This is a genomic window from Pseudokineococcus basanitobsidens (assembly GCF_037482545.1).
In the GTDB taxonomy this organism is placed as follows: Bacteria; Actinomycetota; Actinomycetes; order Actinomycetales; family Quadrisphaeraceae; genus Pseudokineococcus; species Pseudokineococcus basanitobsidens.
The window spans coordinates 38,630-64,875 of sequence record NZ_JBBIAA010000003.1; the positions used below are offsets into that span (position 1 = coordinate 38,630).

Annotated in this window: 23 protein-coding genes and 3 tRNA genes; 10 read left to right on the forward strand and 16 right to left on the reverse strand. The window is 76.5% G+C overall.

Translation table 11 applies throughout. From position 1 onward, the window contains the following. Together WDZ17_RS04475 and hemQ are read left to right on the forward strand one after the other, a co-directional pair. Positions 1-944: protoporphyrinogen/coproporphyrinogen oxidase (locus WDZ17_RS04475; protein ID WP_339573935.1), on the forward strand; the 944-nt coding region annotated here is incomplete at its 5' end. 76 nt (positions 945-1,020) lie between these two features. Continuing rightward, entirely contained in the window at positions 1,021-1,752 is a 732-nt protein-coding gene (hemQ, locus tag WDZ17_RS04480) for a hydrogen peroxide-dependent heme synthase (protein WP_339573936.1), read from the forward strand. Between the two features lie 23 nt (positions 1,753-1,775). Here the strand turns inward: hemQ and WDZ17_RS04485 are convergent, their stop codons facing one another. Together WDZ17_RS04485 and msrB are read right to left on the reverse strand one after the other, a co-directional pair. Beyond that, positions 1,776-2,219, reverse strand: a complete 444-nt coding sequence (locus WDZ17_RS04485; protein ID WP_422631827.1) for a GNAT family N-acetyltransferase — start codon at positions 2,217-2,219, stop codon at positions 1,776-1,778. Between the two features lie 119 nt (positions 2,220-2,338). Then, complete coding sequence (gene msrB, locus WDZ17_RS04490; RefSeq protein WP_339573938.1) at positions 2,339-2,848, reverse strand: peptide-methionine (R)-S-oxide reductase MsrB; 510 nt, start codon at positions 2,846-2,848, stop codon at positions 2,339-2,341. A 113-nt stretch (positions 2,849-2,961) separates the two neighbouring features. On the opposite strand from msrB, the gene WDZ17_RS04495 reads away from it, so the two are divergent. After that, positions 2,962-3,228 (forward strand): hypothetical protein, encoded by a 267-nt coding sequence (locus tag WDZ17_RS04495; RefSeq protein ID WP_339573939.1) that lies wholly within the window; start codon positions 2,962-2,964, stop codon positions 3,226-3,228. Positions 3,229-3,277: 49 nt separating this feature from the next. Here WDZ17_RS04495 and WDZ17_RS04500 read toward each other — a convergent pair whose 3' ends face one another. The 3 genes from WDZ17_RS04500 to WDZ17_RS04510 all read right to left on the reverse strand — a co-directional run bounded on the left by WDZ17_RS04500 (position 3,278) and on the right by WDZ17_RS04510 (position 5,447). Next, positions 3,278-3,556, reverse strand: coding sequence for a hypothetical protein (locus WDZ17_RS04500; protein WP_339573940.1), 279 nt, complete (start codon positions 3,554-3,556; stop codon positions 3,278-3,280). 146 nt (positions 3,557-3,702) lie between these two features. After that, complete coding sequence (locus WDZ17_RS04505; RefSeq protein WP_339573941.1) at positions 3,703-4,266, reverse strand: hypothetical protein; 564 nt, start codon at positions 4,264-4,266, stop codon at positions 3,703-3,705. 101 nt (positions 4,267-4,367) lie between these two features. Continuing rightward, positions 4,368-5,447 carry an ATP-dependent DNA ligase gene (locus tag WDZ17_RS04510; protein WP_422631828.1) on the reverse strand — a complete coding sequence of 360 codons (1,080 nt, stop codon included), beginning with the start codon at positions 5,445-5,447 and terminating at the stop codon, positions 4,368-4,370. Positions 5,448-5,586: 139 nt separating this feature from the next. On the opposite strand from WDZ17_RS04510, the gene WDZ17_RS04515 reads away from it, so the two are divergent. Continuing rightward, complete coding sequence (locus tag WDZ17_RS04515) at positions 5,587-6,018, forward strand: DoxX family protein (RefSeq protein ID WP_339573943.1); 432 nt, start codon at positions 5,587-5,589, stop codon at positions 6,016-6,018. Next, the gene (locus WDZ17_RS04520) at positions 6,015-7,388 is read left to right on the forward strand and encodes an alpha/beta hydrolase family protein (protein WP_339573944.1); all 1,374 of its coding nucleotides are present in this window, start codon (positions 6,015-6,017) and stop codon (positions 7,386-7,388) included. Before WDZ17_RS04515 ends, WDZ17_RS04520 begins: the two co-directional genes overlap by 4 nt. Positions 7,389-7,486: 98 nt before the next feature. On the opposite strand, the gene WDZ17_RS04525 is transcribed toward WDZ17_RS04520, so the two are convergent. From WDZ17_RS04525 to WDZ17_RS04540, 4 genes are all read right to left on the reverse strand, one after another. Then, complete coding sequence (locus WDZ17_RS04525; RefSeq protein ID WP_339573945.1) at positions 7,487-8,803, reverse strand: HNH endonuclease signature motif containing protein; 1,317 nt, start codon at positions 8,801-8,803, stop codon at positions 7,487-7,489. A 282-nt stretch (positions 8,804-9,085) separates the two neighbouring features. Beyond that, positions 9,086-9,889, reverse strand: coding sequence for a dihydrofolate reductase family protein (locus WDZ17_RS04530; RefSeq protein WP_339573946.1), 804 nt, complete (start codon positions 9,887-9,889; stop codon positions 9,086-9,088). 22 nt (positions 9,890-9,911) lie between these two features. Beyond that, positions 9,912-10,382, reverse strand: a complete 471-nt coding sequence (locus WDZ17_RS04535; RefSeq protein WP_339573947.1) for a SufE family protein — start codon at positions 10,380-10,382, stop codon at positions 9,912-9,914. After that, positions 10,379-11,287: a sulfurtransferase gene (locus WDZ17_RS04540; RefSeq protein ID WP_339573948.1), complete on the reverse strand. Its 909-nt coding sequence runs from the start codon at positions 11,285-11,287 to the stop codon at positions 10,379-10,381. The genes WDZ17_RS04535 and WDZ17_RS04540 overlap by 4 nt, the downstream gene beginning before the upstream one ends. A gap of 186 nt (positions 11,288-11,473) precedes the next feature. Between WDZ17_RS04540 and zapE the strand changes: the two genes are divergently transcribed. Further along, positions 11,474-12,550: a cell division protein ZapE gene (gene zapE, locus WDZ17_RS04545; protein ID WP_339573949.1), complete on the forward strand. Its 1,077-nt coding sequence runs from the start codon at positions 11,474-11,476 to the stop codon at positions 12,548-12,550. A gap of 127 nt (positions 12,551-12,677) precedes the next feature. Then, positions 12,678-14,099 carry a glycoside hydrolase family protein gene (locus WDZ17_RS04550; RefSeq protein WP_339573950.1) on the forward strand — a complete coding sequence of 474 codons (1,422 nt, stop codon included), beginning with the start codon at positions 12,678-12,680 and terminating at the stop codon, positions 14,097-14,099. Between the two features lie 76 nt (positions 14,100-14,175). Here the strand turns inward: WDZ17_RS04550 and treZ are convergent, their stop codons facing one another. The 3 genes from treZ to glgX all read right to left on the reverse strand — a co-directional run bounded on the left by treZ (position 14,176) and on the right by glgX (position 21,045). Next, positions 14,176-15,984 (reverse strand): malto-oligosyltrehalose trehalohydrolase, encoded by a 1,809-nt coding sequence (gene treZ, locus WDZ17_RS04555; protein ID WP_339573951.1) that lies wholly within the window; start codon positions 15,982-15,984, stop codon positions 14,176-14,178. Between the two features lie 151 nt (positions 15,985-16,135). Next, positions 16,136-18,601 (reverse strand): malto-oligosyltrehalose synthase, encoded by a 2,466-nt coding sequence (gene treY, locus WDZ17_RS04560; RefSeq protein ID WP_422631829.1) that lies wholly within the window; start codon positions 18,599-18,601, stop codon positions 16,136-16,138. Positions 18,602-18,699: 98 nt separating this feature from the next. Continuing rightward, positions 18,700-21,045 (reverse strand): glycogen debranching protein GlgX, encoded by a 2,346-nt coding sequence (gene glgX, locus WDZ17_RS04565; protein ID WP_339574166.1) that lies wholly within the window; start codon positions 21,043-21,045, stop codon positions 18,700-18,702. A gap of 176 nt (positions 21,046-21,221) precedes the next feature. On the opposite strand from glgX, the gene WDZ17_RS04570 reads away from it, so the two are divergent. Beyond that, positions 21,222-22,265 carry a YihY/virulence factor BrkB family protein gene (locus WDZ17_RS04570; RefSeq protein ID WP_339573953.1) on the forward strand — a complete coding sequence of 348 codons (1,044 nt, stop codon included), beginning with the start codon at positions 21,222-21,224 and terminating at the stop codon, positions 22,263-22,265. 132 nt (positions 22,266-22,397) lie between these two features. Here WDZ17_RS04570 and WDZ17_RS04575 read toward each other — a convergent pair. The 3 genes from WDZ17_RS04575 to WDZ17_RS04585 form a co-directional block, all read right to left on the reverse strand. Next, positions 22,398-22,469, reverse strand: a tRNA-Val gene (locus WDZ17_RS04575). A 39-nt stretch (positions 22,470-22,508) separates the two neighbouring features. After that, positions 22,509-22,579 (reverse strand) — tRNA-Cys (locus WDZ17_RS04580). Between the two features lie 26 nt (positions 22,580-22,605). After that, positions 22,606-22,677 (reverse strand) — tRNA-Gly (locus WDZ17_RS04585). Between the two features lie 262 nt (positions 22,678-22,939). Here WDZ17_RS04585 and WDZ17_RS04590 point away from each other — a divergent pair. Together WDZ17_RS04590 and WDZ17_RS04595 are read left to right on the forward strand one after the other, a co-directional pair. Continuing rightward, positions 22,940-24,052 (forward strand): chorismate-binding protein, encoded by a 1,113-nt coding sequence (locus tag WDZ17_RS04590; protein ID WP_339573954.1) that lies wholly within the window; start codon positions 22,940-22,942, stop codon positions 24,050-24,052. A gap of 247 nt (positions 24,053-24,299) precedes the next feature. Then, entirely contained in the window at positions 24,300-25,160 is an 861-nt protein-coding gene (locus tag WDZ17_RS04595; RefSeq protein WP_422631830.1) for an aminotransferase class IV, read from the forward strand. A gap of 187 nt (positions 25,161-25,347) precedes the next feature. Here the strand turns inward: WDZ17_RS04595 and WDZ17_RS04600 are convergent, their stop codons facing one another. Further along, a complete protein-coding gene (locus tag WDZ17_RS04600; protein ID WP_339573956.1) occupies positions 25,348-25,794 on the reverse strand; it encodes an SsgA family sporulation/cell division regulator in 447 nt (148 codons plus the stop codon). Positions 25,795-26,246 lie beyond the last annotated feature (452 nt).

The window sequence follows — 26,246 nt, forward strand, 5'->3', positions numbered from 1 at the left end:
CGGGTCCCGACCGCGCGGCGGCCGGCGCGGGGCGGGCCGCCGCGCCGGCGGGGGCACCGACCACGGCGGGCGCGCCCGCCGCCGGACCGGTCTTCGCGGGCCTGCGGGGCGGCGTCGGCCGGCTGGCGGAGGTGCTCGCGGCGCGGCTGGCCCGCGACGGCGTCGACGTCCGGACCGGGACGCCGGCCACGGCGCTGCGCCCGCTGGGTGCCGGCACTCACGAGGACGGCGCCGACGAGGGCGACGGGGGCGGCGCCGACGAGGGCGGCGACGGCGCGCGGTGGCTGGTCTCCACGCCGTCGGGGGACGTCCGGGCGCGGGCGGTCGTCGTCGCGCTGCCCGCCCCGTCGGCGGCCCGACTCCTGGCGGACGTCGCACCGTCTGCGGCGCAGCGGCTCTCGCACGTGCGGACGGCGAGCAGCGCCATCGTGACGCTCGTCGTCCCGGGGCGTGCGCTGGCCGGTGCCGGACACTCGGGGCTCCTCGTGCCGCCCGTCGACGGGCGGCTCGTCAAGGCCGCGACCTTCTCCGGCCTCAAGTGGGGGTGGCTCGCCGAGCAGGCGCGCGCCCTCCTCCCCGACGACCCCCCGGCGGTGCTGCGGGTCTCGGCCGGGAGGGCGGGCGAGGAGCGCGTCCTCGACCGCGACGACGCCGACCTCCTGGCCACCGCGGCCGCGGAGGTCGGCGGCCTCCTCGGGGGGGAGCCCCTGCCGGTCCTGGCCGGCCGGGTCGACCGCTGGCGGGGTGGCCTCCCGCAGTACGACGTCGGGCACGCCGATCTCGTCGCCGCCGTCCGGGACGACGTCGCCCGGCGGCCGGGCCTCGTCCTCGCCGGCTCCGCCTACGACGGCGTCGGCGTGCCGGCCTGCGTGGGGCTCGGCCGCGCCGCCGCCCGGCAGGTGCTGGGCCCCGGGTCGTCGACCGGGTCGTCAGCCGGGGGCTGAGCGGCCCGTCCGCCCGGCTGCGTCGCCGCGGACGGGCCGGCGCCGGTCGCCCCCGAGCACCTGGGACCATGGCGGCGTGAGCGAGACGAGCACCCAGGCAGGTCCTCCGGACGTCGCGGCGGCCCCGGCCGCTCCCACCTCGGCGGAGATCAACGACACGATCCGCTACACGATGTGGTCGGTCTTCCGGGCCACCGGTCGCCTCGAGGGGGACCGCGACGCCGCGACCGCCGAGCTCGACGGCCTGCTGGCGCAGGACCCCGACGTCACGGTCCGCGGCCTCTACGACGTCAGCGGCCTGCGCGCGGACGCGGACCTGATGGTCTGGTGGCACGCCCCGACCGTCGAGGCCCTGCAGGGCGCCTACCACCGGCTGCGGCGCTCGGCCGCCGGGCGCGTGCTGGAGCCGGTGTGGTCCTCCACCGGCATCCACCGCCCCGCCGAGTTCAACAAGGGCCACGTCCCGGCCTTCATGGCGGGCGAGGAGCCGCGGGGTTACCTCTGCGTGTACCCCTTCGTGCGCTCCTACGACTGGTACCTGCTCGAGGACGCCGACCGCAAGACGATGCTCCGCGACCACGGGATGGCGGCCATGCCCTTCCCGGACGTGCGGGCCAACACCGTGAGCGCCTTCGCGCTCGGGGACTACGAGTGGCTCCTGGCCTTCGAGGCCGACGACCTGCACCGCATCGTCGACCTCATGCGCGAGCTGCGGGCCACGGAGGCCCGTCGCCACGTCCGCGAGGAGCTGCCCTTCTTCACCGGGCCCCGCGTCACCGTCAAGCAGGCCGTCGAGCGCCTGCCCTGACGGCCGCGAGGGCGCGCGCGTCCTCAGGCGCGCGCGGCCCGGCGGCGCATCGGGACGTGCGGGATGCCGTCCTCGAGGAACTCCTCGCCGACGGGCTCGAAGCCGTGGCGGGCGTACCAGCCCTGCAGGTGGGCCTGCGCGTCGAGGACGAGGTCGACGTCCCCGTGCCGTGCGACGACGTCCTGCACCAGGACCGAGGCCAACCCGCGGCCGCGGGCGGTGGGGGCGGTGACGACCCGTCCGATGCGTCGGGGTGCGGCGGACCCCCCCGGCTCGACGAGGACGCGCAGCGCCGCGGCGACCGCGACCAGCTCGCCCGGGCGCACCGCGCCGTCGCCGACGTGCCAGACGTGCTCGGTCCCCGGCTCGAGGTCCCGGCCGTCCACCTCCGGGTAGGCGCAGGCCTGCTCGACGACGAAGACGTCGACGCGCAGGCGCAGCAGCGCGTGCAGCGTGCCGGCGTCCAGGTCGCGCCCCCTCGCCCGGCGGAGCCCGACGGGGTCCGCCGGGCTCGCGGCGGGCGCGGCGTCCGTCCGCTCGGGGAGACCGTCCCCGACCGGACGCACGCCCTCGCCGCGGTGGCCGCTCACCCGCGGGCGGGCTCGAGGGACAGCGAGATGGAGTTGATGCAGTAGCGCTGGTCGGTGGGGGTGCCGTAGCCCTCGCCGTCGAAGACGTGGCCCAGGTGCGAGTCGCACGTGCCGCACCGCACCTCGGTGCGCACCATCCCGAGCGAGGAGTCACGGATGTAGCGGACGCGGTCCTCCGCCAGGGGGGCGTAGAAGGACGGCCAGCCGCAGTGCGACTCGAACTTGGTCTCCGAGCGGAAGAGCTCGGCGCCGCAGGCGCGGCAGCGGTAGAGGCCGACGGTCTTCTCGTCGGTGTACTCGCCGGTGTAGGGGCGCTCCGTGCCCCCGTTGCGCAGGACCGCGTACTCCTGCGGGGAGAGCTGCTCGCGCCACTCGGCGTCGCTGCGGCGGACGGGCTCGGGCGGCGGGCCGACGCTCTCGCGACGGCCGGTCTGCGGCTGGTCGGGGGTCTGCTGCTGGTCGGCGGTCGTCGACGACGGGGTGCTGGACGAGGTCGAGGCGTTCATACCCGTGGCAACACGGGGCTCCTGCGGGGCGTTCCCGGCCTCCGGCCGCGGCCGGGTGGGGTCTGCGGCGGGCGGGTGGTGGCACGACGGCCCCCGTCGGCCATGCTGGCGCCGTGCAGGGACGAGAGGGCCAGCAGACGCAGCGCGGCGACGGCCAGCAGGAGGAGCCGGCTGTCGCGGTGCCGGCCGAGGCGAGCCCGGGGTCGCCCGCCCACGAGCCCGCGACGACGACGGCCGCGGACGGCGTGGAGGCGGAGGACGCCTGGCGGCAGGGCATCCACCTCGCGAGCGGCAGCGCCGAGGACGCCGACGGGAGCGGTCAGGCGCGATCCGGCTACTGGGACGACGAGGACGACCCCGAGCGGCCGGACGAGACCTGACCCGTCGCCGGCTCCCCCGTCCGCGCTGCGTCCCGGTCGCGGGGGCGGTTCAGCTCGTCGCGTGCTGCTCGGGGTCGGGCTCGAGGTGCTCGACCTCCTCGGGGATCTCCTTCGGCCCGATGACGACGACGCGCCCCGCGGCGATCTCCGCGGCGCAGTCCCGCAGCCACGACCCGGGCTGCTCGGGGAGCCCGGCCTCGGCGATGCCGCGCTCCAGCTGCTCGCGCACCGTCGACGGCCGCTCGCCCTGCAGGTGGCGCAGCGAGCCGATGACGTCCTGCAGCCGGCGCTGCACCTGGTCCAGGCCCTCGGGGTCGCTCTCCGTCATGCGGCGACGGTAGCGGCCGTGCCGTCGGTCCGCCCTCCGCCGCGGGTCCAGGGTGCGGGACGGCTGGCCGCGCGGCGGTGCAGCGGGCGTCGTCCGCGGTCGGCGGCGTCGAGCCGGCGCCGGAGCGGGACGCCCCGGCCCGGCGATCAGCCCAGCCGGGCGCTGCCGGCGTAGACGTGGAGCACGGGCACGCCCAGCGCCTCGCGGGCCCGCGACGCCCAGTCGCGGTGGAACGTGTCCTCCACGGCGTGCGGTCGCGTCACCACGACGACCTCTCGCACCCCGCCGGCCGCCACCGCCTGCTCGAGGGCCGGCAGCGGGTCGTCCTGGACGACCTCGCCCTGGGCCCCGGCGCCGGCCGCGTGGAGCACGTCGAGCGACCGCTGCAGGGCGGTGCCCGCCTCGGCGCGGGCCTCCTGGCCGTCGGGCTGCCCCTCGCGGACGGCGTCGAGGGCCTCGCGGAGCTCGAACAGGCTCAGGTGGTCCACGACGTCGGCGAGGAGGTTCCGCTCGGTGTCCGCGGGGACGAGCACGCGGTAGTCGGCGAGCACGCCCTCGGCCTCGTGCAGCGCCGTGATCCGCGCGGCGTCGCCCTCGTCCAGGGCCTCCTCGGTGAGCAGCAGGACGACTCCCTGCTCGGAGGGCCGGGACGTCGGCTGCGGCGTCGTGCTCGACATCTCCTGGGACATCTGGGACCTCTCCTGGGGCATCCCGAGAGGCTATCGGCGGGACCGGCCCTCGGCCCACGTGCCGAGGGCCTCTCGTCCGTCCGGGTCCGGCCGTCGTGACGGGCCATGGACGACGGCGACGGTCAGGTCCGGGCCAGCACCCGCTCGAGGTCGTAGGCGGTGGGCACCTCGACCTGGTCGGTGGTGCAGGAGGACGGCTCCCGGTCCGGGCGCCACCGCAGGAAGCGTGCGACGTGCCGGAAGCGGCCCTTCTCGAGCTGGTCGAAGCCGACCTCGCAGACGAGCTCCGGGCGCACGACGACGAAGCTGCCGTCCTTGCTGGCGGAGAAGCGGTTCCGCTCACCCGCGGCGCGCACCGGCTCGCCCTCGTCGTCGCGCTCGACGTGCGGGGCGAGCTCGTCGAGCAGCTCGAGCCGGCGCGCGGCGGTGAACGCCGACGCGCCGCCGACCTGGTGGAAGTCCTCGCCGCCGGGAGCCCGCAGGCCCAGCAGGAGCGAGCCGACGCCCTGGCCGCTCTTGTGGACCCGGTAGCCGACGACGACGACGTCGGCGGTGCGCGCGTGCTTGACCTTCGTCATCACCCGGCGACCGGGCTCGTACACCGCGTCGCGCGGCTTGGCGACGACGCCGTCGAGCCCGGCGCCCTCGAAGTCGTCGAGCCACCGCCGGGCCAGGTCGGGGTCGTCGGTGCGCTGGGTGAGGTGCAGCGGGGCGGTCACCTCGCCCCACGCGTGCTCCAGGCGCTGCCGCCGCTCGGCCGCGGGGCGGCCGGTGAGGTCGTCGTCGCCCTCGGCGAGCAGGTCGAAGGCCACGAAGGAGGCCGGTGTCGCCTGCGCGAGCGTCGCCACCCGCGAGGCGGCGGGGTGGATGCGCTGCGACAGCGCGTCCCAGTCGAGGCGCTCGGCGCCGGGCTCGCCGCTGCGGACGACGACCTCGCCGTCGACGACGCAGCGCGCGTCCCCGAGCTGGGCGACGAGCTCGGCGACCACCTCGGGGAAGTAGCGCGTCAGCGGCTTGCCGCCCCGGCTGCCCAGGACGACCGCGGGGCCGCCCTCGGCGGTCCCGTCGTAGAAGGCGAGGCAGCGGAAGCCGTCCCACTTGGGCTCGTACCAGAGCCCGCCGTCCGCGGCGTCCGGCGCGGGCACCTCGCCGGCGGCCCTGGCGAGCATCGGGTCGACGGGCGGGAGCACCGGCAGCCGCAGCCGGTCGGCGTCGTCGGACGGGGCCGGCGCGGCGGCGCGGTCGGCGCGGGGCGGGGTCACGGCCCGATCCTGCCGCGCCCATGCCCGCCGCGGCGCCCGTGGCGCGGCGCCGGTGGCGGGAGGCGGGCAGGATGCGGCCATGGCGTCCCGTCGTGCGACACCCGCGGACCCGGCCCGAGGAGCTCCCCGAGCGCGGGCGCGGCGGGCCGCCGCGGCCCGTGCGATGGCGCTGTCGTTCACGGGCACCGGTGCGCTGCACCTGCTGCGGCCGGCGGTCTTCGACGGCGCCGTGCCCCGCGTGCTCGGTGCGCCCCGGCCGTGGGTGCTCGCCTCCGGTGCGGCGGAGCTCGTCTGCGCCGCCGCCCTCGCGCTCCCGCGGACCCGTCGCCTCGGCGGGGCGCTGACGACCGCGCTGCTGCTGGCGGTCTGGCCCGGCAACGTCTCGATGGCGCTGCGGGCGGACCGCTCGTCGCGCGCCTCGACCGCCCGCAAGGTCGTGACGGCGGCCCGGGTCCCGCTGCAGCTGCCCATGCTCGTCGTCGCCGCGGACGTCGCGCGGGGCGACCGGTGACCCCTGTCGCGGGGGGGCCGGTCCGCGACGGGCTCGCGCGGGCGAGCGTCGGCCTGCGCGCCGTGCGCCGTCGCCTGCCCGTCGGGCCGGTCGCCCGCCGGCGCGCCCGCACCGTCGCGCGGGTGGCGGCCTGGACGGGCGCGGGGGCCGTCGCCGCCACCTCGCTGTCCGCGGCCGCGGTCTCGGCGACCGCGGCCGTCTTCGTCCGCGGTGTCGTCCGGCCGGTCCACGAGCGTCCCGACGACACGCGCGTCCTCGCCGTCGACGCCGGTCGGGGCTCGGGGGCCGCGTCCGTCTCGCTGACCTCCGACGCCCAGACGCGGGCGCCGGGGCGCTACGCCCTCGTCCTCGACGGCGGTCGTCGCAGCGCGCAGGTGGGGGAGGTGCTCGGGGACGAGCACGGGGTCGTCACCCGACGGCTGCTGTCCGCACCCGCGACGGGGGTCCGGCCCGGGCCCGCGCGCTGGAGCGGCGCCGTGCACCTGGGCGACCCGACGTCGGCCCTGGGCCTGCCGCACGACGACGTCGTCGTGCGGACACCGCTCGGGGGGATGCCCGCGTGGTTCGTGCCGGCGGCCGTGCCCGAGGCGGACGGCCCCGTCGCGGACGACGGGGCCGTCGGCGACGCGGCCGCGGGCGACGAGCGCACCGGGGGGTCGCGGGCCGCCCGCCCCGGGGACACCTGGGCGGTGCTCGTCCACGGGCGAGGCGCGACCCGCGAGGAGTGCCTGCGCGCGGTGCCGCTGCTGCACCGCCTCGGGCTGCCGTGCCTCGTGCCGGCCTACCGCAACGACCGCGAGGCACCAGCGGCCGCCGCCGGTCACTACGGGTTGGGGGACACCGAGTGGCTCGACGTCGAGGCGGCGCTCCTGCACGCCCTCGACCACGGCGCCCGCGAGGTCGTCCTCGTCGGCTGGTCGATGGGCGGCGCCATCGTCCTGCAGCTCGCGACGCGCTCGTGGACCGCCGACCGCGTCCGGGCGGTCGTCCTCGACTCCCCGGTCGTCGACTGGCGCGACGTCCTCGAGCACGCCGCCCGCCAGCACCGGCTGCCGCAGGTCGCCACGCGGCTGGGCATCGCGATGCTCGCCAAGCCTCAGGCGCGTGCGCTGCTCGGCGTCAGCGCCCCCATCGACATCACGCGGCTCGACTGGGTGGTGCGGGCCGACGAGCTGCGCCTGCCCCTGCTCCTCCTGCACGCGGCGGACGACGACGTCGTCCCGATCGGCCCCTCGCGTCGCCTCGCGCAGGCGCGCCCCGACCTCGTGACCTTCCGGGACTTCCCCGGCGCCCAGCACACCAAGGAGTGGAACACCGACCCCGACCGCTGGGAGCGCGAGGTCGCGAGGTTCCTGCTGCAGCACCTGTAGCCGTGCAGGGTGCGGTGGGGCGCAGGCGGGCAAGGCCACCGGCGTGCCACCGCTGTCGTCGAGCTCCGCGGCAGGTGATGAGGCGCAGTGCTGCGTCGTCACACCGGACCGCATGCCGGGCGTGAGCGGGACCACGACGACGCCCGGGCGCGCCAGCGGCCGACGAGCGTGTCGAGGCGGGGTGCCCAGGGTGGCGGTGGGACGTGGGGGTCGGTCTGGTCGGGTGGGTGCCAGACGACCTGGGTGCCGCGCAGCTCGCCCCGCCACCCCTGGGCGTGGACGAGGCGGTGGTGGAAGCCGCACAGGCAGGTCCCGTTCCGCTCCGACGTCGCCCCGCCCTTCGACCAGGGCAGGAGGTGGTGGATGTCGGCCCACTGCGCGGGGCGGGTGCAGCCCGTCCAGCTGCACGTCTGGTCGCGGTGGCGGATGGCGGTGCGGACCCGGTCGGGGAAGGAGTAGACGGTGCGGCCGACGTCCAGGGGGGTGCCGTCGTGGTCGACGAGGACGGGCACGACCTCGGCGTCGCAGGACAGGAGCTGGGTCTGCTGCCCGGAGACGGGGGCGCCGCCGGGCAGGTGGCCCGGGGCGGCGCCGGGGGTGGCGGGGTCGGTCAAGGTGGCCAGGGGGACGGTGACCAGCAGCCGCGGTCGGGAGGTCGACGAGCCGGTGTGCCCGGCGAGGTGGGCGTCGGCGAGGGTGACGAGCGCGTCGGCCAGGCGCCGGGCGTGCGAGCGCAGGTCTGGGGTGCCGTCGGTGGCGGGTGCCGGGGCGGCGCGGGGTTCCAGGGCGGCGGTGAGGGTGGCGCCGCCGGTCGGGTCCAGGACGCCGGAGATCAGCCAGGTGCCGTCGTCGGTCTGGGTGCAGCGCACGGCCCGCTGCCGGATCTGTCTGGCCTCGGTGCGGGCGAGGTCGTCGTGGGGGCCGGGGTCCAGCCGGGCGGTCAGGTGCCGGCCGACGTGGGCGAGGCGCCGGGGGTCGAGGTGCTGAGCCTGCTCGAGCAGGAAGGCCTCGGCGTCGGTGCGGGTGGCGGCGTCGACGTCAGGGTGGACGCGGGTCATGGTCGTGGCGATGACGCCGGCCTGGTCCCCGGTCACGTCACCGGCGGCGAGCGCGGTACCGGTGGCGGTGAGGGTCGTGTCGAGGGCGACGGCGAGGTCGACCCGCTTGCGGGCGTGCTCGGCGCGGGTGGTGGTGGCGCCGACGAGCCAGTCCGCGGTGGACGGCGCCCCGCCGGTCCGGCCGACCGACCGCTCGTCGGCGGCGGCCAGCAACCGCAGGCGGACGGCGTCCAGGCGGGCGGCCTGCCGCTCGAGGGCGACGACGGCTTCGCGGACCCCGGCGTCGGTGCACCGCCAGACCTCCGCGGCCAGCAGGGCGTCCACGGCCGCGGTCACCGCGGCTACGCCGACGTCCATGGTCACTGCTGACGAGTCGGTGGTCGGCCCTGGTGCCGGCATAGGAGCGGGTGCGGCGGCGCGGTCCTCGCCCGTCGCGCCGTCCCCCGCCCCGGTGGTCATGCCGCTGACGCTAGGGGCGACCACCGACAACGGGACCGGCGCCAAGAACCGCCCGCAGGCCTGTGACCTGCGACGATGCTGGCTGCCACGAACGGGTGACCCCGCTGGACACGAACATCACCCGACCGTGCGACCGCGCCGAACGGGTGGTGCCCGGAGAGCCGACACGAGGGCAGCAGCTCAGCGCTCGACGTCCCAGCGCGCGAGCAGGGTGGACTCCTCCTCGGCGAGCAGCAGCGACCTCAGCCGCAGGTGCCGCTCCAGCGCCGGCCCGACGAGCGCGCGCGGTCCGTCGCCGGCGACGAGCAGCGGGGAGGTCGTCAGGCACAGCTCGTCGAGCAGGTCAGCCGCCACGACGGCCCGGAGCAGCGAGGGCCCGCCCTCGCACAGCACGCGGACCAGGCCGCGGTCGGCGAGCGCCTGCGCCGCGGCGCGCAGGTCCACGTCGGTGCTCCCGGCGACGAGGACGGCGTCCTCGCCCAGCGAGCTGCGCAGGGTGTCCAGCGCCGCGTCACCGGCGGCGGCGCACGTGAGGGCGAGGACGGCACCGGCACCCTCCGGGGGCTCGGCGAGGGCGTCGGGAATCCGGCCCGTGCGCGTCACGACGGCCAGGGCGGGTGCGGGGCCCTGCCCGAGGTGGCGTCGGCGCTCCGCCAGCGCCGGGCGGACCCGGACCCGGCCGTAGGACTCCGACCGCGCCGTCCCCGCCCCGACGAGGACGACGTCGGCCAGCGAGCGCAGCAGCACGAGGAGCCGCAGGTCGGCAGGCCCGGAGATCGACCGGCTCGAGGCGTCCTCGCCGGCCCCGGCGCCGTCGACCGTGGTGACGAGGTTCGCCCGCACCCGGACGGGTCGCCCACCCGTCGGCAGGTCGTGCGGGTAGAGCGCCGCCAGGTCGTCCTCGGGGTCCGACGCGCCGGCACCCCCCGGCACGCGGCGCGGGGCGCCGGGCGACGAGGGGTGCAGCAGGTGCAGGTCGCTCACGTCGTGGCCGACGGCGTCCCGGTCAGGCCGCGGTGCTCTCGCGGATCTGGCGCTGGATGCGGCCGAGCATCCCGGTCATGCCGCGCAGCCGCAGCGGGCTGACGGCGCGGTCCAGGCCGAGCCGCGAGCAGACGTCGCCGGGCACGTCGAGCACCGCCGACGCCGGGAGCCCGTCGAGGCCCTCGGCGAGGATCCCGGCGAACCCGCGGGTCGTCGGTGCCTCCGCCGGCGCCGAGAAGAACAGGTGCACCGTGCGGTCGGCGTCGTCGTCCACCTCCGTGAGCAGGAAGATCGGCGACTGGCACTCGGGCACCGGCTCCAGCAGCTCGGGGTGCTCGGCGTACCGCTCCGGCAGGGCGGGCAGCCCACGGCTGAAGTCGAGCAGCAGCTGCAGGCGCTCGGGCTCGGAGACGGCGTGGAAGTCGTCGACGATCTCGGCGAGCGCCGGGGGCAGCCCGTCGGTCGGGGTCGTCCCCGAGGCCTGCGCGGTCACGACCGTCGGGCCGGGGCGTCGCCCGGCTCGGTCCCGGTCGCGATCGGCACGCGGACGGCGTTGCCCCACTCGGTCCAGGAGCCGTCGTAGTTGCGGACCGTGTCGTGGCCCAGCAGGTGCTTGAGCACGAACCACGTGTGCGAGGAGCGCTCGCCGATGCGGCAGTAGGCGATGACATCGTCGCCCTCGGCGATGCCCTTCTCGTCGCGGTAGATCGCCTCGAGCTCGGCGCGGCCCTTGAAGCGCCCGTCCTCGGCGGCGGCGCGGGCCCACGGCACCGAGACGGCGGTGGGGATGTGCCCACCGCGCAGCGCCCCCTCCTCGGGGTAGGCCGGCATGTGCGTGCGCTCGCCCGTGTACTCCTCGGCGGAGCGGACGTCGACGAGCGGGCCGGTGCCCAGGTGCTCGAGCACGTCGGGGGCGAAGGCGCGGATCTCCTCGTCGCGGCGCTCGACCACGGGGTAGTCGGTGCGCTCGGGGGAGGGGACGTCGGTCGTCGTGTCGCGACCCTCGGCACCCCAGGCGGCGCGACCGCCGTCGAGCAGCCGCACGTCCTCGTGGCCGAAGAGCGTGAAGACCCACAGCGCGTACGCCGCCCACCAGTTCGACTTGTCGCCGTAGACGACGATCGTGTCCTCGCGGCGGATCCCCTTGCGCGACATGAGGTCGGCGAAGGCCGCACCGTCGACGTAGTCCCGCGTCACCGGGTCGTTGAGGTCCGTGTGCCAGTCGACCTTGACGGCACCGGGGATGTGCCCGGTCTCGTAGAGCAGCACGTCCTCGTCGGACTCGACGACGACGAGGCCCTCGGCGCCGAGGTTCTCGGCGAGCCAGTCGGTGGTGACGAGCCGCTCGGGGTGGGCGTAGTCCGCCAGGGCGGGGCTCGGGTCGGTGGGGACGGGCACGGCATCTCCTCGGGGTCGCTCGTGCTGCGGTCAGGCCGGCGCCGTCGTCCGCCGCTCGCGGTCCGGCGCCCTCTGCGCGGGAGAACGTCCCCGCGGCGACCGGATCTTCCCGCACCCGTCCCGGCGTCGCACCGGTGCCCACGCTGCGGAACGAGGCCCCGTCGCCGGCGCCTAGGCTCGCGCCCCGTGGCGGCGACGAGCAGCACGGAGCGGTCGGACCGGGGCGGGGTCGGCTCGCTCGTCGGGCGGGTCCCCGAGCTGGGTCGCGACCGGCTCGTGGCCGAGCTGGTCCCCTCGCCGCGCTTCGCCGACGTCTCCTTCGCCTCCTACGAGCCGTCGCCCTCCGAGCCGACGCAGGCCCGTGCCGTCACCGAGCTCGAGGCGCACGCGGAGCGGGTCCGCGCGGCCCAGGACGCACGGGGCGCCAAGGAGCGCCGCGGTCTGCGCCGTCTCCTCGGCGGCCGCAGCCCCGAGCCGTCCGGGGCCCCCGGCGTCTACCTCGACGGCGGCTTCGGCGTCGGCAAGACCCACCTGCTCGCCGCGACGTGGCACGCCGTCCCCGGGCCGAAGGCCTTCGGCACCTTCGTCGAGTACACCAACCTCGTCGGCGCCCTCGGCTTCGCCGAGGCCGTCCGGGCGCTGCAGCCCATGACGCTCGTCGCCATCGACGAGTTCGAGCTCGACGACCCCGGCGACACCGTCCTCATGGCGCGCCTGCTGCGCGAGCTCGTCGACGCCGGCGTCCGGCTCGCCGCGACGTCCAACACCCTGCCCGGCTCGCTGGGGGAGGGGCGCTTCGCCGCGGACGACTTCCTGCGCGAGATCCAGGCCGTCGGCAGCAACTTCGAGGTCGTCCGGATCGAGGGCGAGGACTACCGGCACCGCGGGATGCCGGACCCGCCCGCCCCGCTGGCCGACGACGCGCTCGAGGAGCGCGCCCGGGCGGTGGGCGACGGCGCCGTCCTCGACGACTTCGGCGCCCTCACCGAGCACCTCGCCCGCGTCCACCCCAGCCGCTACGGCGCGCTGCTGGACGGCGTCACCGACGTCTTCTGGCGCGACGTCCGGCCGCTGGCCGACCAGAACGTCGCCCTGCGCGCCGTCGTGCTCGCCGACCGGATGTACGACCGGTCGCTGCCGCTCACCGTCTCCGGCTCCGGGCTCTCGGAGCTCTTCACGCCCGAGATGCTCGGGGGCGGGTACCGCAAGAAGTACTACCGAGCGCTCTCACGCCTCACCTCGCTGGCGCGCGAGGGAGCCTGAGCGCCGCGCCCCTCGGGCATCTCGGCCGGTGGCGGGCACCCGTCGTCGGGGCCGCCCCGCGTTGACGGGCCCCCGCGCGCGGGAGAAGGTCGCGCGACGACGACGAGGTCGACCGGCGGGAGAGCCCATGGACCAGCACGCGCACGAGCCCACGACGCAGCCGACCCTCCTCACGCGGCGCCGCGCCCTGGCCGGCGCCGCGGGGGCCGCCGCCCTCGTCGGGGCCTCGCCGTGGACGGCGTCCGCCCGGGCGGCCGGCCCCGTGACGCGGGACCCGGACCTGCTGCGCTCCTCCGACCGCGGGCTGGGCTTCCTCGCGGCGATGACGGACGCCTACCCCGCGGCGAACGCCGGCGGACCCGTGCTGGCGCAGAGCTACGCGGACCAGAACGGCCTCTTCAGCACGGGTTTCGTCTACGACGAGGCGCTGAGCATCTGCGCCGGCATCGCGGCGGGCGGGCGCGGTCTCGCCCTGGCGCGGCGGCTCGGCGACGGCCTGCTCTTCGCCCAGGCCAACGACCCCGCGTACGACGACGGCCGCCTGCGCCAGGCCTACAACGTCGGTCCGTACACCTTCTACGACGGCGTGCGGCAGCCGTACGGCCTCCGGCTCCCGGACGGCACGGCGAACGTCGGCTACCAGTTCGGCTTCCTCGGCACCGCCGTCGGCGACATGGCCTGGCCGGGCATGGCCCTCCTCCAGCTCTTCGAGCGCACCCGCGAGCGGCGCTACCTCGACGGCGCGCTCGGCGTCGCCGGGTGGATCACGACGAACGCGCGCAACGCCGGGTCCCTGGGCGGCTTCTCCTTCGGGGTCGACGCGGGGAACGCGCCGATCCCCAACGTCTCGACGGAGCACAACGTCGACTGCGTCGGGTTCTTCACCCAGCTCGCCGCCGCGACCGGCGACGCGCGGTGGGGGGACGAGGCCGACCGGGCGAGGGCCTTCGTCGAGGCGGTCTGGGAGCCCGCGGGCGGGTTCTTCTACACCGGGAGCAACGACGGCTCGACGGTCAACCGCTCGCCCCTGCCGCTCGACCCGCAGACGTGGAGCTGGTTGTCCTTGCAGGACAGCCGGTACGCGCGGGCGCTCGACTGGGCCGCCGACGCGCTCGCCGTCACCGACGACGCCGGGCAGCCGCTCAGCGCGCTCCCCGACGGCGTCACCGTCTCCGGCGTGACCTTCAGCTCCGCCTCGCTGACCTCCACCACCGCCTACGAGGGGGTGCAGGTCAACCCGCAGGGCGTCTGGTGCGAGGGGACGGGCCAGCTGGCGACCGCCTACGGCGACCGGGCCCGCGGCCGGGCCGACGCGCGCCGCGCCGAGAACCTCCTCCGGCAGGTGCTCGTGGCGCAGACCGAGGTCGGCCAGGACCAGACCGTCGGCGGACGGCCGCTGCCGCCCCGCTCCGGCGTCGTCGCCGCGACCAGCCCGATCGACACGGGCTTCGGCTTCGGCTACTTCCAGGCCCAGCACATCGGTGCCACCGCCTGGTACGTCATGGGGGTGCACCGCGCCAACGCCTTCCGGCGCTACGGCTTGCGCTGAGTCGAGCGGGGTCGCCGCCCTCGGGGGAGGGCGGCGGCCCCGGCCGTCGGCGCCGTGCCGGTCAGCGCCGTGCCGGTCAGCGCAGGCGGGCCACGGCCACGGAGTGCGCGGGCAGCCGCACGACCTCCCCCTCGACGACGACGTCCTGGTCCCCGAGCTCGCCGCCGTAGGCCGCGACCAGCTCGGCGCCGCTCTCGCCCTCGACGCCCGCGCCGCGCTCGAGGACGACCTCCTGCGCGGCGTCGGACAGGTTGACGGCGACCCGGAAGGCGCCGCGGACGAGGACGAGCCAGCCGGCGTCCTCGTCGCCCACGACGTCGAGGCTCGGCGAGCGGCCGAGGACGTCGTCGCGCAGGTCGGCCTCGCTGCCTCGCAGCTCGACGAGCGTGCGGTGCCACGCGAGCAGCGCGGCGCCGCGGCCGGAGGTGGGCTCGTCCCAGTCGAGCACCGAGGCGTCACGCGTCGACGTCGCCTGCGGGTCGGGCACGTCCTCGGCGTCCCAGCCGTGGGAGGCGAACTCGCCCCGGCGGCCCTCCCGGACGGCGTCGCCCAGCTCGGCGTCCGGGAAGTCGGTGAAGAACTGCCACGGCGTGCGGGCGCCCCACTCCTCGCCCATGAAGAGCATCGGCGAGAAGGGGCCGAGCAGGACGAGGGCGGCGCTCGCGGCGAGGACGCCCCCGGGGAGCGTCTGCGAGGGCCGGTCGCCCGTGGCGCGGTTGCCCACCTGGTCGTGGTTCGAGGTGTAGGCGACGAAGGAGCGGCCGCGGTGGCGCGTCGGGTCCACGGGGCGGCCCCAGACCTCCTCGCGGAAGGTCGAGTACGTCCCCGCGTGCCAGAACGCGCCGGTCATCGTCGTCCGCAGCGCCTCCAGGGAGCCGAAGTCGACGTAGTAGCCCTGCCGCTCACCCGTGACCAGCGCGTGCAGGGCGTGGTGGACGTCGTCGGCCCACTGGGCCTGCATGCCGTAGCCGCCGTCGCGGGCGGGCTCGACCATGCGCGGGTCGTTGAGGTCGGACTCCGCGACGAGCGTCAGCGGACGTCCCACCTCGTCCGAGAGGTCCGCCGCCTTGAGCGACAGCTCGGCGAGCACGTGCACCGCCGAGTCGTCGACGAGCGCGTGGACGGCGTCCAGGCGCAGCGCGTCGACGTGGAAGTCGCGCAGCCACCGGAGCGCCCCCTCGACGACGAAGGCGCGGACCTCCCGCGAGCCCGGCGCGTCGAGGTTCACCGCGGTGCCCCAGGGGGTCTCGTGCTCGTCGGTGAAGTACGGCCCGAACTCGGGCAGGTAGTTCCCGGCCGGGCCGAGGTGGTTGTAGACGACGTCGAGGCAGACGCCGAGACCTCGTGCGTGGCAGGCGTCCACGAAGCGCTGCAGGGCCTCCGGACCGCCGTAGGGGGCGTGCACCGCCCACAGGTCGACGCCGTCGTACCCCCAGCCCCACCGACCCGGGAAGGCGGCCACGGGCTGCAGCTCCACGACCTGGACCCCGAGGTCGACGAGGTGGTCGAGCCGCCCCGCCGCGGCGTCGAGCGTGCCCTCGGACGTGAAGGTGCCGACGTGCAGCTCGTAGAACAGGGCACCGCGGCCGTCCACGCCGGCCCAGGAGCCGTCGGACCAGGCGAAGCGGCTCGGGTCGAAGACCCGGCTCGGGCCGTCGGGCCCCTCGGGCTGCCACGCGCTGCGCGGGTCGGGGCGGGCGTCGCCGCCGTCGAGGTGGAAGGCGTAGTCGGTGCCGTGGCCTGAGTCGGCGACCTCGGCGGACCACCACCCCCCGCCGTCGCGGGCCATCGGGACGAGGGAGCCGCCGGTCGGGGGCGTGCCGGCGAGGCCCACCTCGACCTCGACGGTGGTGGCGTCCGGGGCCCAGACGGTGAAGACGTGCAACGTGACCTCCTGCAGGAGTGCGGGTCTGACGGGTCCGAGGCGCGACGGGCCCGGAGTGCGTCGGGGCCCAGGGTGCGTCGGGAGTGGGTGCGTCGGGAGTGGGTGCGGCGGGGGTGGGTGCGGCGGGGGTGCGGGTGCGGCGGCCCCCGGTTCAGCCCTCCTCGACGAGGAGCGCCACGGGCAGGTCGGCGAGCACGTCCGCCAGGCGTGCCGCCCCGGCGTCGTAGGAGCGGCCGGAGAGCACGTCGGTCCAGCGCCCGCCCGTCGCGGCCTCGGGCAGCGTGAGGCTGTGCTCCCCCCAGCCGCCGTAGCGCGCGAGGGCGTCGGGCAGCCGGGTCGCGACCGTGACGGCACGGGCCTCGCCGTCCTGCGTGCGCGCGAAGGCGACGGCGTAGCCGCTGGAGGTCGGCAGCGGCGCGTAGCCGGTGCCCGGCCCGGTGAAGGCGCCGGCCAGGTCGCGGCGGGTGCGCAGCGCCCGGGAGGTGACGAGGAGCTTCTCCTCGTCGAGGTCGCGGGGCCGCGCGCCGCCGTCGAGCCGCTCGAGCAGCGTGCTGCGCCGGTCGTAGTCGACCGCGCGGCGGTTGTCCGGGTCCACGAGCGAGCGCTCGCCGAGCTCGGTGCCCTGGTAGACGTCGGGCACCCCCGGCATCGTCAGCTGGACGAGCTTCTGCCCCAGCACCGCCGCCCGGGCGGCCGGCGCCGTGGCTGCGACGAACGCGCCCACCTGCGCGAGCACGTCCTCGTCGCCGAGGACGCCGGTGGCGAAGTCGGCGACGGCGCGCTCGTAGTCCTCGTCGGGCGCCGTCCACGTCGTCTCGCGCTTGGCCTCCTTGACGGCCTTCTCGAGGTAGGCCAGCAACCGCTCCGCGGAGATCGGCCCGCCGTCGCCGTCCGCGCCCGCCGGCTCCCAGGTGGCCACGAGCGTCTGCCACACGAGGTACTCGGTCGGCCCGTCGAGCAGGGCCGAGCGGTGCGGCGCCGCGGCCTGGCGCCACAGCGCGAGGGCCTCCGCCCACGCCGCGGGCGTCCCCGCCACCGCCGAGAGCTGCACGCGGGCGTCCTCGGCGCGCTTGGTGTCGTGCGTCGACAGCGTCGTCATGGTCGTCGGCCAGGAGTCCACGAGCCCCGCGCAGAAGGCGTGGAACTCCTCCGGGGAGGTGCCGAACCGCTCGGGCGCGCCCCCGACCTCGTTGAGGCTCGACAGCCGGAACCAGCGGTAGAAGGCGGTGTCCTCCACGCCCTTGGCCATGACGGGGCCGCAGGTCTGCTGGAAGCGGACGACGAGCTCGGCGCGCTCGTCCTCCGCCGTGCGCCCGGCGGAGCCCGCCTCGCGCCCGAGCAGCAGGTCCCGGACGACCTCGAGCGTCTCGTGCCGCTCGGGCGCCAGGTGCTCGCGCGCACCCTCCACGGCCTCGTCGAGCACCCGGGCCGCCTCGGCCGGGGCGTCCTCGCCGGGGACGACGTAGGCGCGGTAGCGGGGGAAGGCGACGAGCAGCTCGGTGACGACCTCGGTGAGCGCGCGGCGCGTGTGGTCGCGCAGCCGGACGTCGGCGTGGCAGATGCTCGCGAGCAGGTCCACCAGCCGGTGCACCTCGGTGTAGAGGTTCTCGGCGACGACCTCGCGCTTGGCCCGCTCGACGACCGGCCCGAAGTCGGCCGGGTCACCCGTCAGCTGGGTGAACAGCGCCGTCATCGGAGCCTCGCCCGCCGGGTCGACGAACAGCCCGCCGACGCGCAGGAGCGCGTCGTAGCCGGTGGTCCCGGCGCACGGCCAGTCGTCGGGCAGCTGCTCCGCACCCTCGAGGATCTTCTCCACGACGACCCAGGCGCCCCCCGTGCGGTCGGCCAGGCGCCGCAGGTAGCCGCGCGGGTCCGCCAGGCCGTCGGGGTGGTCGATCCGCAGGCCGTCGAGCTCCCCGGTCCGCAGCATCTCCAGCAGCAGGGCGTGGCTGGCGTCGAAGACCTCCTCGTCCTCGACCCGGATCGCCGCGAGCGTGTCGACGTCGAAGAAGCGTCGGTAGTTCAGCTCCTCGTCGGCGACCCGCCAGTGCGCGAGGCGGTACCACTGCGCCTCGACCAGCCGGTCCATCGGCAGGCTCTCGGTGCCGGGGCGGACGGGGAAGACGTGGTCGTAGTAGCGCAGCAGCGGCTCCTCGCCGCTCGTGTCCAGCTCCAGCTCGCCCGCGACGAGGACCTGCCCGATGCGCGAGCCGAGCACCGGCATGAGCAGCGCGTGGTCCTCGGTGGACCAGTCGACGTCGAACCACGAGACGTAGGGGGAGTAGGGCCCGTCCCGCAGCACCGACCACAGCACCGCGTTGGAGGACGCGGGCGTCGGCACCGCCATGTGGTTGGGCACCACGTCGGCGACGGCGGACAGGCCGTGCTCGCGCAGCGCCGCGACCATCCGGTCGAAGGCCTCGCGGCCGCCGGCCTCGGCCGACAGGTGGGAGTGGTCGACGACGTCGTAGCCGTGCATCGACCCGGGGGCGGCCTGGAGCACGGGGGAGAGGTAGGCGTGGGTGACCCCGAGGCGGGCGAGGTAGCCCGCGAGCGCCGCGGCGTCGTCGTAGGTGAACTCCGGCTGCACCTGCAGGCGGTACGTCGAGGTCGGCACCGGCCGGCCGGGGCCGGGACGGTGCTGGCGCGCGGCGCGGCCGGCTGCCTCGGCGTCCCGCTCCTCGGTGGTGGCGGTGGTGGCGGCGGTGGTCTCGGTCACTTGGTGTCCCCCTTGCGGCGACGGGGCGAGCGGCGGCGGTCGGGCGTGCGGGGGGTCGCGGCCGTGTCCCCGGCCCCGGGGCTGCGGGCGGCGCGGGTGCGACGGGCGGTGGCCCCGTCGTCGACGGCGGCGTCCGCCTCGGCGGTCGCGCGCTCCTGCGGGTGGGCGGCGGCGGGGTCGCAGACGAGGACGACCTGGCTGCGGGCGCCGAGGTGCAGCGAGTGCCCCGCCTGGACCACCTGGTCCTCCAGGAGGCTGGCGGTGTCGACCAGCACGCGCCACGCGGGGCCGTACGCGGGCTCCGGCATGACGAACTCCAGCCCCTCGTGGTGGCTGTTGTAGAGCACGAGGAACTTCTCGTCCTCCACCCGCTCCCCGCGGGGCCCCGGCTCGTTGATCTCGTGGCCGTTGAGCCAGACCGTGACGGCGCGGGCGAAGTGGCTGTTCCAGTCGTCGTCCTTCATGACCTCGCCGGAGGGGGTCATCCACACGATGTCGGAGAGGTCGGACTGGCCGCCCTTGGAGGCCTCGCCCTTGAAGAAGCGGCGGCGGCGGAAGATCGGGTGCCGCCGGCGCAGGTGCACGACCCGGCGGGTGAAGTCCAGGAGCTCGCGCTGCTGCTCGTCGAGCTCCCAGTCGACCCACGACAGCGGGCCGTCCTGGCAGTAGCCGTTGTTGTTGCCGCGCTGCGTGCGGCCGAGCTCGTCGCCGTGCAGGAGCATCGGCACGCCCTGGCTCAGCAGCAGGGTGAGGAGGAAGTTGCGCTGCTGCCGGGCACGCAGCACCAGGACCTCGGGGTCGTCCGTCGGCCCCTCCACCCCGCTGTTCCACGACCGGTTGTGGCTCTCGCCGTCGGCGCCGCCCTCGAGGTTCGCCTCGTTGTGCTTGTCGTTGTAGGAGACCAGGTCGCGCATCGTGAAGCCGTCGTGGGCGGTCACGAAGTTGATGGAGGCGACGGGACGGCGCCGCGAGCTCTCGTAGAGGTCGCTGGAGCCGGTGATGCGGCTGGCGAACTCGGCGAGGGTCGACGGCTCGCCGCGCCAGAAGTCGCGGACGGTGTCGCGGTACATGCCGTTCCACTCGGTCCACAGCGGGGGGAAGCCGCCGACCTGGTAGCCGCCGTCGCCCACGTCCCAGGGCTCGGCGATGAGCTTGACCTGGGAGACGACCGGGTCCTGCTGGATGAGGTCGAAGAAGGCCGAGAGCCGGTCGACCTCGTGGAACTGGCGGGCGAGCGTGGAGGCCAGGTCGAAGCGGAAGCCGTCGACGTGCATCTCCGTCACCCAGTAGCGCAGCGAGTCCATGATCAGCTGCAGGACGTGCGGGTTGCGCATGAGCAGGCTGTTGCCCGTGCCCGTGGTGTCGAAGTAGTGGCGCTTGTCGGAGTCGACGAGCCGGTAGTAGGCCGCGTTGTCGAGGCCGCGGAAGGACAGCGTCGGGCCCATCTCGTTGCCCTCGGCCGTGTGGTTGTAGACGACGTCGAGGATCACCTCGATGCCGGCCTGGTGCAGCGCCAGCACCATCGCCTTGAACTCCGGCACCTGCTCGCCGCGCGTGCCCGCCGAGGAGTACTCCCCGTGGGGGGCGAAGAACCCGATGGTGTTGTAGCCCCAGTAGTTGCGCAGGCCCTTGTCGAGCAGGTGGGTGTCCTGCACGAACTGGTGCACGGGCATGAGCTCGACGGCGGTGATCCCGAGCTCGACGAGGTGGCGCACCATCGCCGGGTGCCCGACGGCGGCGTAGGTGCCGCGCAGCTCCTCCGGGATGCCCGGGTGCGTCATCGTCAGGCCCTTGACGTGCGCCTCGTAGATGACCGACTCGTGGTACTCGTGCCGCGGGCGGTGGTCGGTGCTCCAGTCGAAGAACGGGTTGATGACCACCGAGAGCGCCGTGTGCCCGAGGCTGTCGTCGTCGTTGTACGAGCCGGTGTCGCCGAAGCGGTAGGAGAACAGCGACTCGTCGCCGTCGTCGAGGCCGTCGATCGCCTTGGCGTACGGGTCGAGCAGCAGCTTCGCCGGGTTGCACCGGTGCCCCGCCGCCGGGTCGTAGGGGCCGTGCACCCGGTAGCCGTAGCGCTGGCCCGGGCGCACGCTCGGCAGGAAGGCGTGCCAGACGAAGCCGTCGACCTCGGTGAGCGGCACCCGCGTCTCGCGCCCGGCGTCGTCGACGAGGCAGAGCTCCACGCGCTCGGCGACCTCGCTGAAGACGGCGAAGTTGGTGCCCGTGCCGTCGTAGGTGGCTCCCAGCGGGTAGGGGCTCCCGGGGTGCGTCGACGCGGGACGGACAGGAGAGGTGGGGCGGACGGGGGCGGGCGGCACGGTGGGGCCGGGCAGGGTCGGCATTCTCACGTCCGTCGTCGTAGGGGCGGTGCCGCGCGGCGGGCGCAGGCACCCGGCAGCCCGGCGTCGGGATCGACGACCATCCCACCGCATCGGCCCCCTCGGCGCCCAACCGGTCCGCGAGGACGGACCTCCGCGGTCCGCGACGAGGAGTCCGCGGGCGCCTACCCTCGCCTCCCGTGGGGGCGGTCCAGGGGCGCGACGACGGCGGCGCGGTCGGGCGCCCGCTGCGCGACGGCGTGGGCGAGCCCCGTGCGCTGGCGGTCCCTCAGCTGCTGCCGGGGAGCACCGAACGGTGGCGGCGGCTCCTGGGCCCGGTCCTGCGGCGACGCCTCCCGGGGGCGGTCCTGGAGGTCGCCGTCCGCGCCCTGCGCCTCGGCCTGCAGCAGCGGGTCACGGGGCTCGCGGCCGAGGCCGCCTTCTTCGCGCTCCTGTCGCTGCCGCCGCTCGTCCTCGGGCTGACGGGGACGGCCGCGCTCGTCGGCTCGCAGCTCGGCGCCGACACGACCTCCCAGCTGGAGAGCACGCTGCGGACGCAGCTGAGCCCGTTCCTCACCGAGCGTGTCGTCGACGAGACCATCGTGCCGACGCTGACGGCCGCCATCGACGGCCCGCGCTTCGACCTGATCTCGATCGGCTTCGTGCTCTCGCTGTGGTCGGGCTCGCGCGCGCTGGGGGTGCTGCTCGACACCATCTCGATCATGTACGGCATGGGCGGGGAGCGGAACGCCGTCCGCGGCCGGGCCCTCGCCCTGCTGCTCTACGTCGTGGGCCTGGCGGCCGGCGCGCTCGCGCTGCCGCTGCTCCTCGTCGGGCCGTCCTACCTGGAGCGGCTGCTGCCGGACGGGCTCGAGGCGCTCCTCGGGGCCTACTGGCCGGCGGTGCTCCTCATGAGCTCGGTGCTCCTCGCCCTGCTCTACCACGCGGCCACGCCGGTGCGGCTGCCGTGGTCGCGGGCCCTGCCGGGCGCCCTGCTGGCGCTCGCCATCTGGGTGCTGTCGTCGTGGGGGATGCGGGCGCTGCTGACGCTCACGGTGGGGACCGGGCGCGGCGTGACGATCTACGGCCCGCTGACCGCGCCAATCATCCTGCTGCTGTGGCTGTACCTGCTGTCCATCGCCGTGCTCGTCGGTGCCGGCCTCAACGCCGCCGTCGAGCAGGTGCGGCCGGCTCACGACGAGCGCGGCATGACCGCCCAGGAGAGGGCGGCGGAGGGCACCTGAGCGTGCGGGCCCCTCGACCCCGGAGCCGCGAGGGCCTCGGGAGGACGGGGGCCTCGGGACTACGGGGCCTCGGGACGACGGGGCCTCGGGACGACGAAGGCCCCGGTCCGCTGGGGACCGGGGCCTCGGGGGTGGGCGATACTGGGATCGAACCAGTGACCTCTTCCGTGTCAGGGAAGCGCGCTACCGCTGCGCCAATCGCCCGGGGTGGCACGGCACCCGTGCTGCCGCCCCGGCGGACCGAGGTGGAGACGGGATTCGAACCCGTGTGGACGGCTTTGCAGGCCGCTGCCTAGCCACTCGGCCACTCCACCGTGAGTCGCACACAGGTGCGAGCCCGAGCGGACGACGGGATTCGAACCCGCGACCCTCACCTTGGCAAGGTGATGCTCTACCACTGAGCCACGTCCGCATGCGCACCTGACGGCCTGGACCGCGTCGGCGTGCGTCGTGGACTCTAACCGAGCCGCTGACGCCCCGTCCAACCCGACCCGCCGCCCCGCGGGCCCGACCGAGGCCGCCGGCGGGACGCCGACGACCCACCGACGACCGACCACGGCGGACGTCGCGCCGCGGCGGACGTCGTGCCGCGGCGGACGTCGTGCCGCGGCGGACGTCGTGCCGCGGCGGACGTCGTGCCGCGGCGGACGTCGTGCGTGCGGCAGGCTCCCGCCGTGCGAGACCACTCCCCGGCGGCCTGGTGGGGCGGGCTCCTCGCGACCGGCCTCGTCGAGGTCGTGGACCTGGCCGAGGACCCGGGCGCGCTCGACCGCGGCGGCCGCTGGTTCGTCGTGGCCGACTTCGAGGCGCCGCTGGGGGAGGCGAGCGCCGTGCAGACCTCGGCGTCGGGCGTCGTCCGCGGACGGGCCCGGGCGTGGCGCTTCGCCGACGTGCGTCCCGCCGGGCCTCCGGCGGGCGGCGTGTGGCGCGGGCCCGACCGCGACGCGTGGACCTCGTCGCTGGACCGTGCCGGCTACACGGCGGCGGTCCGCGCCGTCCGGGACCTCGTGCGCGAGGGCGTCGTCTACCAGGCGACGGTGTGCCGGGTGCTCGAGGCGCCCCTGCCGTCGTCCGGGCCCCCGCCGGGAGCCGACCGCGGCGGCCGCCCGGACGCGTGGGCGCTCGCCGCCGTGCTGCGCAGCGGCAACGCCGCCCGGTACGCCGGGGTGCTCGACCTCGGGGAGGACGGCTTCGTCGTCAGCGCCTCGCCCGAGCTGTACCTGCGCCGTCGGGGCGACCTCGTCGAGAGCGGTCCCATCAAGGGGACGGCACCGCCCGGTGGCGTCCTGGGCGGCAAGGACGTCGCCGAGAACGTCATGATCACCGACCTCGTGCGCAACGACCTCCAGCGCGTGTGCCGGCCCGGCACGGTGGCCGTGACGTCGCTCCTGGCGCGCGAGCGGCACCCGGGGCTCGACCACCTCGTCTCCACCGTGGCGGGCCGGCTGCGGCCCGGCACCGGCTGGGGCGGGCTGCTCGCGGCGACCTTCCCGCCCGGCTCGGTGAGCGGGGCGCCGAAGCGGGCCGCGCTGGACGCGGTCGCGGCGCTGGAACCGGTCGCCCGCGGGCCCTACTGCGGGGCGCTGGGATGGGTCGACGCCGACCGCGGGACCGGCGAGCTCGCCGTCGGCATCCGGACCTTCGTGCAGCACGACGGCGTCCTGCGGCTCGGTGCCGGCGCGGGCATCACCTGGGGGTCGGACCCGGAGGAGGAGTGGGCCGAGACCGAGCTGAAGGTGGCCAGGCTGCTGGCGCTCGCCTCGTCCCCGGCGCGCCGGGCCCCCTGACGCCCGCGGCCGCGGACCCGCTGACGCCCGCAGGACCCGGCGTGCTCCCCGGCAGCACGCGCGCACCGTCCCGGCGTGGTCGCGGCGCCGAGCCCGCGCGGCGGGCCATCATGCGCGGGTGGGACGAGGCGGGGCGACGGGCGGCGCGCACAGCGGTGGAGCGGTCGGGGCGGCCGAGGCCGGTGTCGACGGGGCTCGCGCCGACGGGGCCGGTGGTGACGGGGCCGGCGGCGACGGGGCGGGCCCGGTGGTCTGGGTCGACGGCGCGCTGGCGGCGGGGGGCGCGGCCGGCGGGCGTGCGGTCGTCGACGCCCTCGACCACGGCATGACGACGGGCGACGGGGTCTTCGAGACCTGCAAGGTCGTGGACGGCGTCCCCTTCGCGCTGAGCCTGCACCTGGCCCGGCTCGCGCGGTCCGCCGCCGGCCTCGGCCTGCCCGCGCCCCGGGAGGAGGAGGTCCGCGACGCGGTCGGGGCCGTCCTGCGGGAGCGTGCCCTGGCCCGGGGCCGCCTGCGCATCACCTGGACGAGCGGTCCCGGCCCGCTGGGCTCCGAGCGCCACGGCGGCTCCACGCTCGTCGTCGCCGCGGCGCAGGCCCCCTCGCCGGCGACCGCGCCGTCGGTGGTCACGGTGCCGTGGACGCGCAACGAGCGGTCGGCGACGGCCGGTCTCAAGACGACGTCCTACGCGGAGAACGTCGTCGCGCTGCGCCGCGCGCTGGCCGCCGGCGCCGGGGAGGCGCTGCTCGCGAACACGCGCGGCGAGCTCTGCGAGGGGACGGGCAGCAACGTCGTCGTCCAGCTCCGCGGGGCCGACGGGCGCCCGGCGCCCGAGCTCGTGACGCCGCCGCTGTCCTCGGGGTGCCTGGCCGGGGTCACGCGGGCGCTGCTGCTGCGGTGGGCGCAGGAGGAGGGGCTGCCGCTCGTCGAGCGGACCGTCCCCGTCGGGGCGCTGCGGGACGCCGCCGCCGTCCTGCTGACGTCCTCGCTGCGCGACGTCCAGGTGCAGACCAGGCTGGACGGACGCCCGCTCGCGCCGGGCGACCTGCCCCTGCGCGCCGCCGACCTCTTCGCCCGCCGGGCCGCCCAGGAGGTCGACCCACGCTGAGGTCGACCCACGCCGAGGTCGACCCACGCCGAGGTCGACCCGCGCCGAGGTCGACCCGCGCTGGGCGTCCGCCCACGACGACGCCCCGCCGGTCGCGGGACCGGCGAGGCGTGGACGCTGTGCCGTCGCACCCGAGGCGCGACGCGCCGGTCGGGCCGCCTGCTCGGGGCGGCCGACCGGGTGCCGGTCAGGCCGTGAGCAGGTGCCCGATCTCGGCGTCGAGGTCCATGCAGCCGGCCTCGCCGCCGCGCGGCACCGTGCTCAGGGTGCGCGCCGCGAAGGCGCGCAGGTCGCTCGTCGAGGCCTCGAGCAGGGCCCGGCCGTCGGGCGAGCTGAGCGCCACGCAGGTCGTGTCCGGGCGGCCGTCCGCCGCGGGCCAGACGCGCACGTCGCCGTCGCCGCTCGGCGCCTCCAGGCCGGCGAGCAAGAGCTCGCGGGCGAACACCCACTGCACGTCGGCGCCCGCGTCGCCGCCGGACCCGAAGGCGACCGTGACGGCGAAGGGGTCGTCGGTCGTGTAGCGCAGGACGACGGGCAGGGCCACCGCCTCGCCGTCGGGGGAGACGAGGCGCAGGTCCACCGGGGCCTCGACGTCCGAGGGGCGTCCGGGGCCGGGGGGCGTGAGGGGGGACATGGGACCTCCTGCGGGGGCGTGGTGCGGTGGTCGACCCCGAGCGGCCGACCGGTCTGGTGAGCATGTGCCCCGGGGGGCCCGGACCTAAACCCCCGGGCGCTCGCAGCGGCCCGCCTCCCCCGGACGGAGCAGCGCGGCCACCCGTCCGCTCAAGGCCCCGGCGGTGCGTGCCGACCAGCGTCCTCCCCCCGGGAGGGCCGGGGGGCAGACGGCTCCGGCCTCACCCGGCCGGGGCCCCGACGTGGGCGCGGCGGTCTGGACGGGCGCGCGCTCGCCTATCGTCGTCGCCATGACGAGCGGTCCCCAGCGAGTCGACGCCGACGTCGACGCCGCCGGGCCCGGGGTCCGGCAGTGCTCCGCGGGACGGCCGGCCGGCCCGGGGGAGGCCGGTCCCGAGACGGCCGGTCCCGAGACGGTCGCTCCCGAGCGGGTCGCGGGCGGGCCGCTGCCCG

Excerpts from the sequence above, each read along its gene's own strand:
- msrB (WP_339573938.1), bottom strand. The coding sequence starts at position 2,848 with ATGAACGCCTCGACCTCGTCCAGCACCCCGTCGTCGACGACCGCCGAC.
- WDZ17_RS04500 (WP_339573940.1), bottom strand. The coding sequence starts at position 3,556 with ATGACGGAGAGCGACCCCGAGGGCCTGGACCAGGTGCAGCGCCGGCTG.
- WDZ17_RS04505 (WP_339573941.1), bottom strand. The coding sequence starts at position 4,266 with ATGCCCCAGGAGAGGTCCCAGATGTCCCAGGAGATGTCGAGCACGACG.
- WDZ17_RS04515 (WP_339573943.1), top strand. The coding sequence starts at position 5,587 with ATGGCGTCCCGTCGTGCGACACCCGCGGACCCGGCCCGAGGAGCTCCC.
- WDZ17_RS04525 (WP_339573945.1), bottom strand. The coding sequence starts at position 8,803 with ATGGACGTCGGCGTAGCCGCGGTGACCGCGGCCGTGGACGCCCTGCTG.
- WDZ17_RS04550 (WP_339573950.1), top strand. The coding sequence starts at position 12,678 with ATGGACCAGCACGCGCACGAGCCCACGACGCAGCCGACCCTCCTCACG.
- glgX (WP_339574166.1), bottom strand. The coding sequence starts at position 21,045 with ATGCCGACCCTGCCCGGCCCCACCGTGCCGCCCGCCCCCGTCCGCCCC.
- WDZ17_RS04600 (WP_339573956.1), bottom strand. The coding sequence starts at position 25,794 with ATGTCCCCCCTCACGCCCCCCGGCCCCGGACGCCCCTCGGACGTCGAG.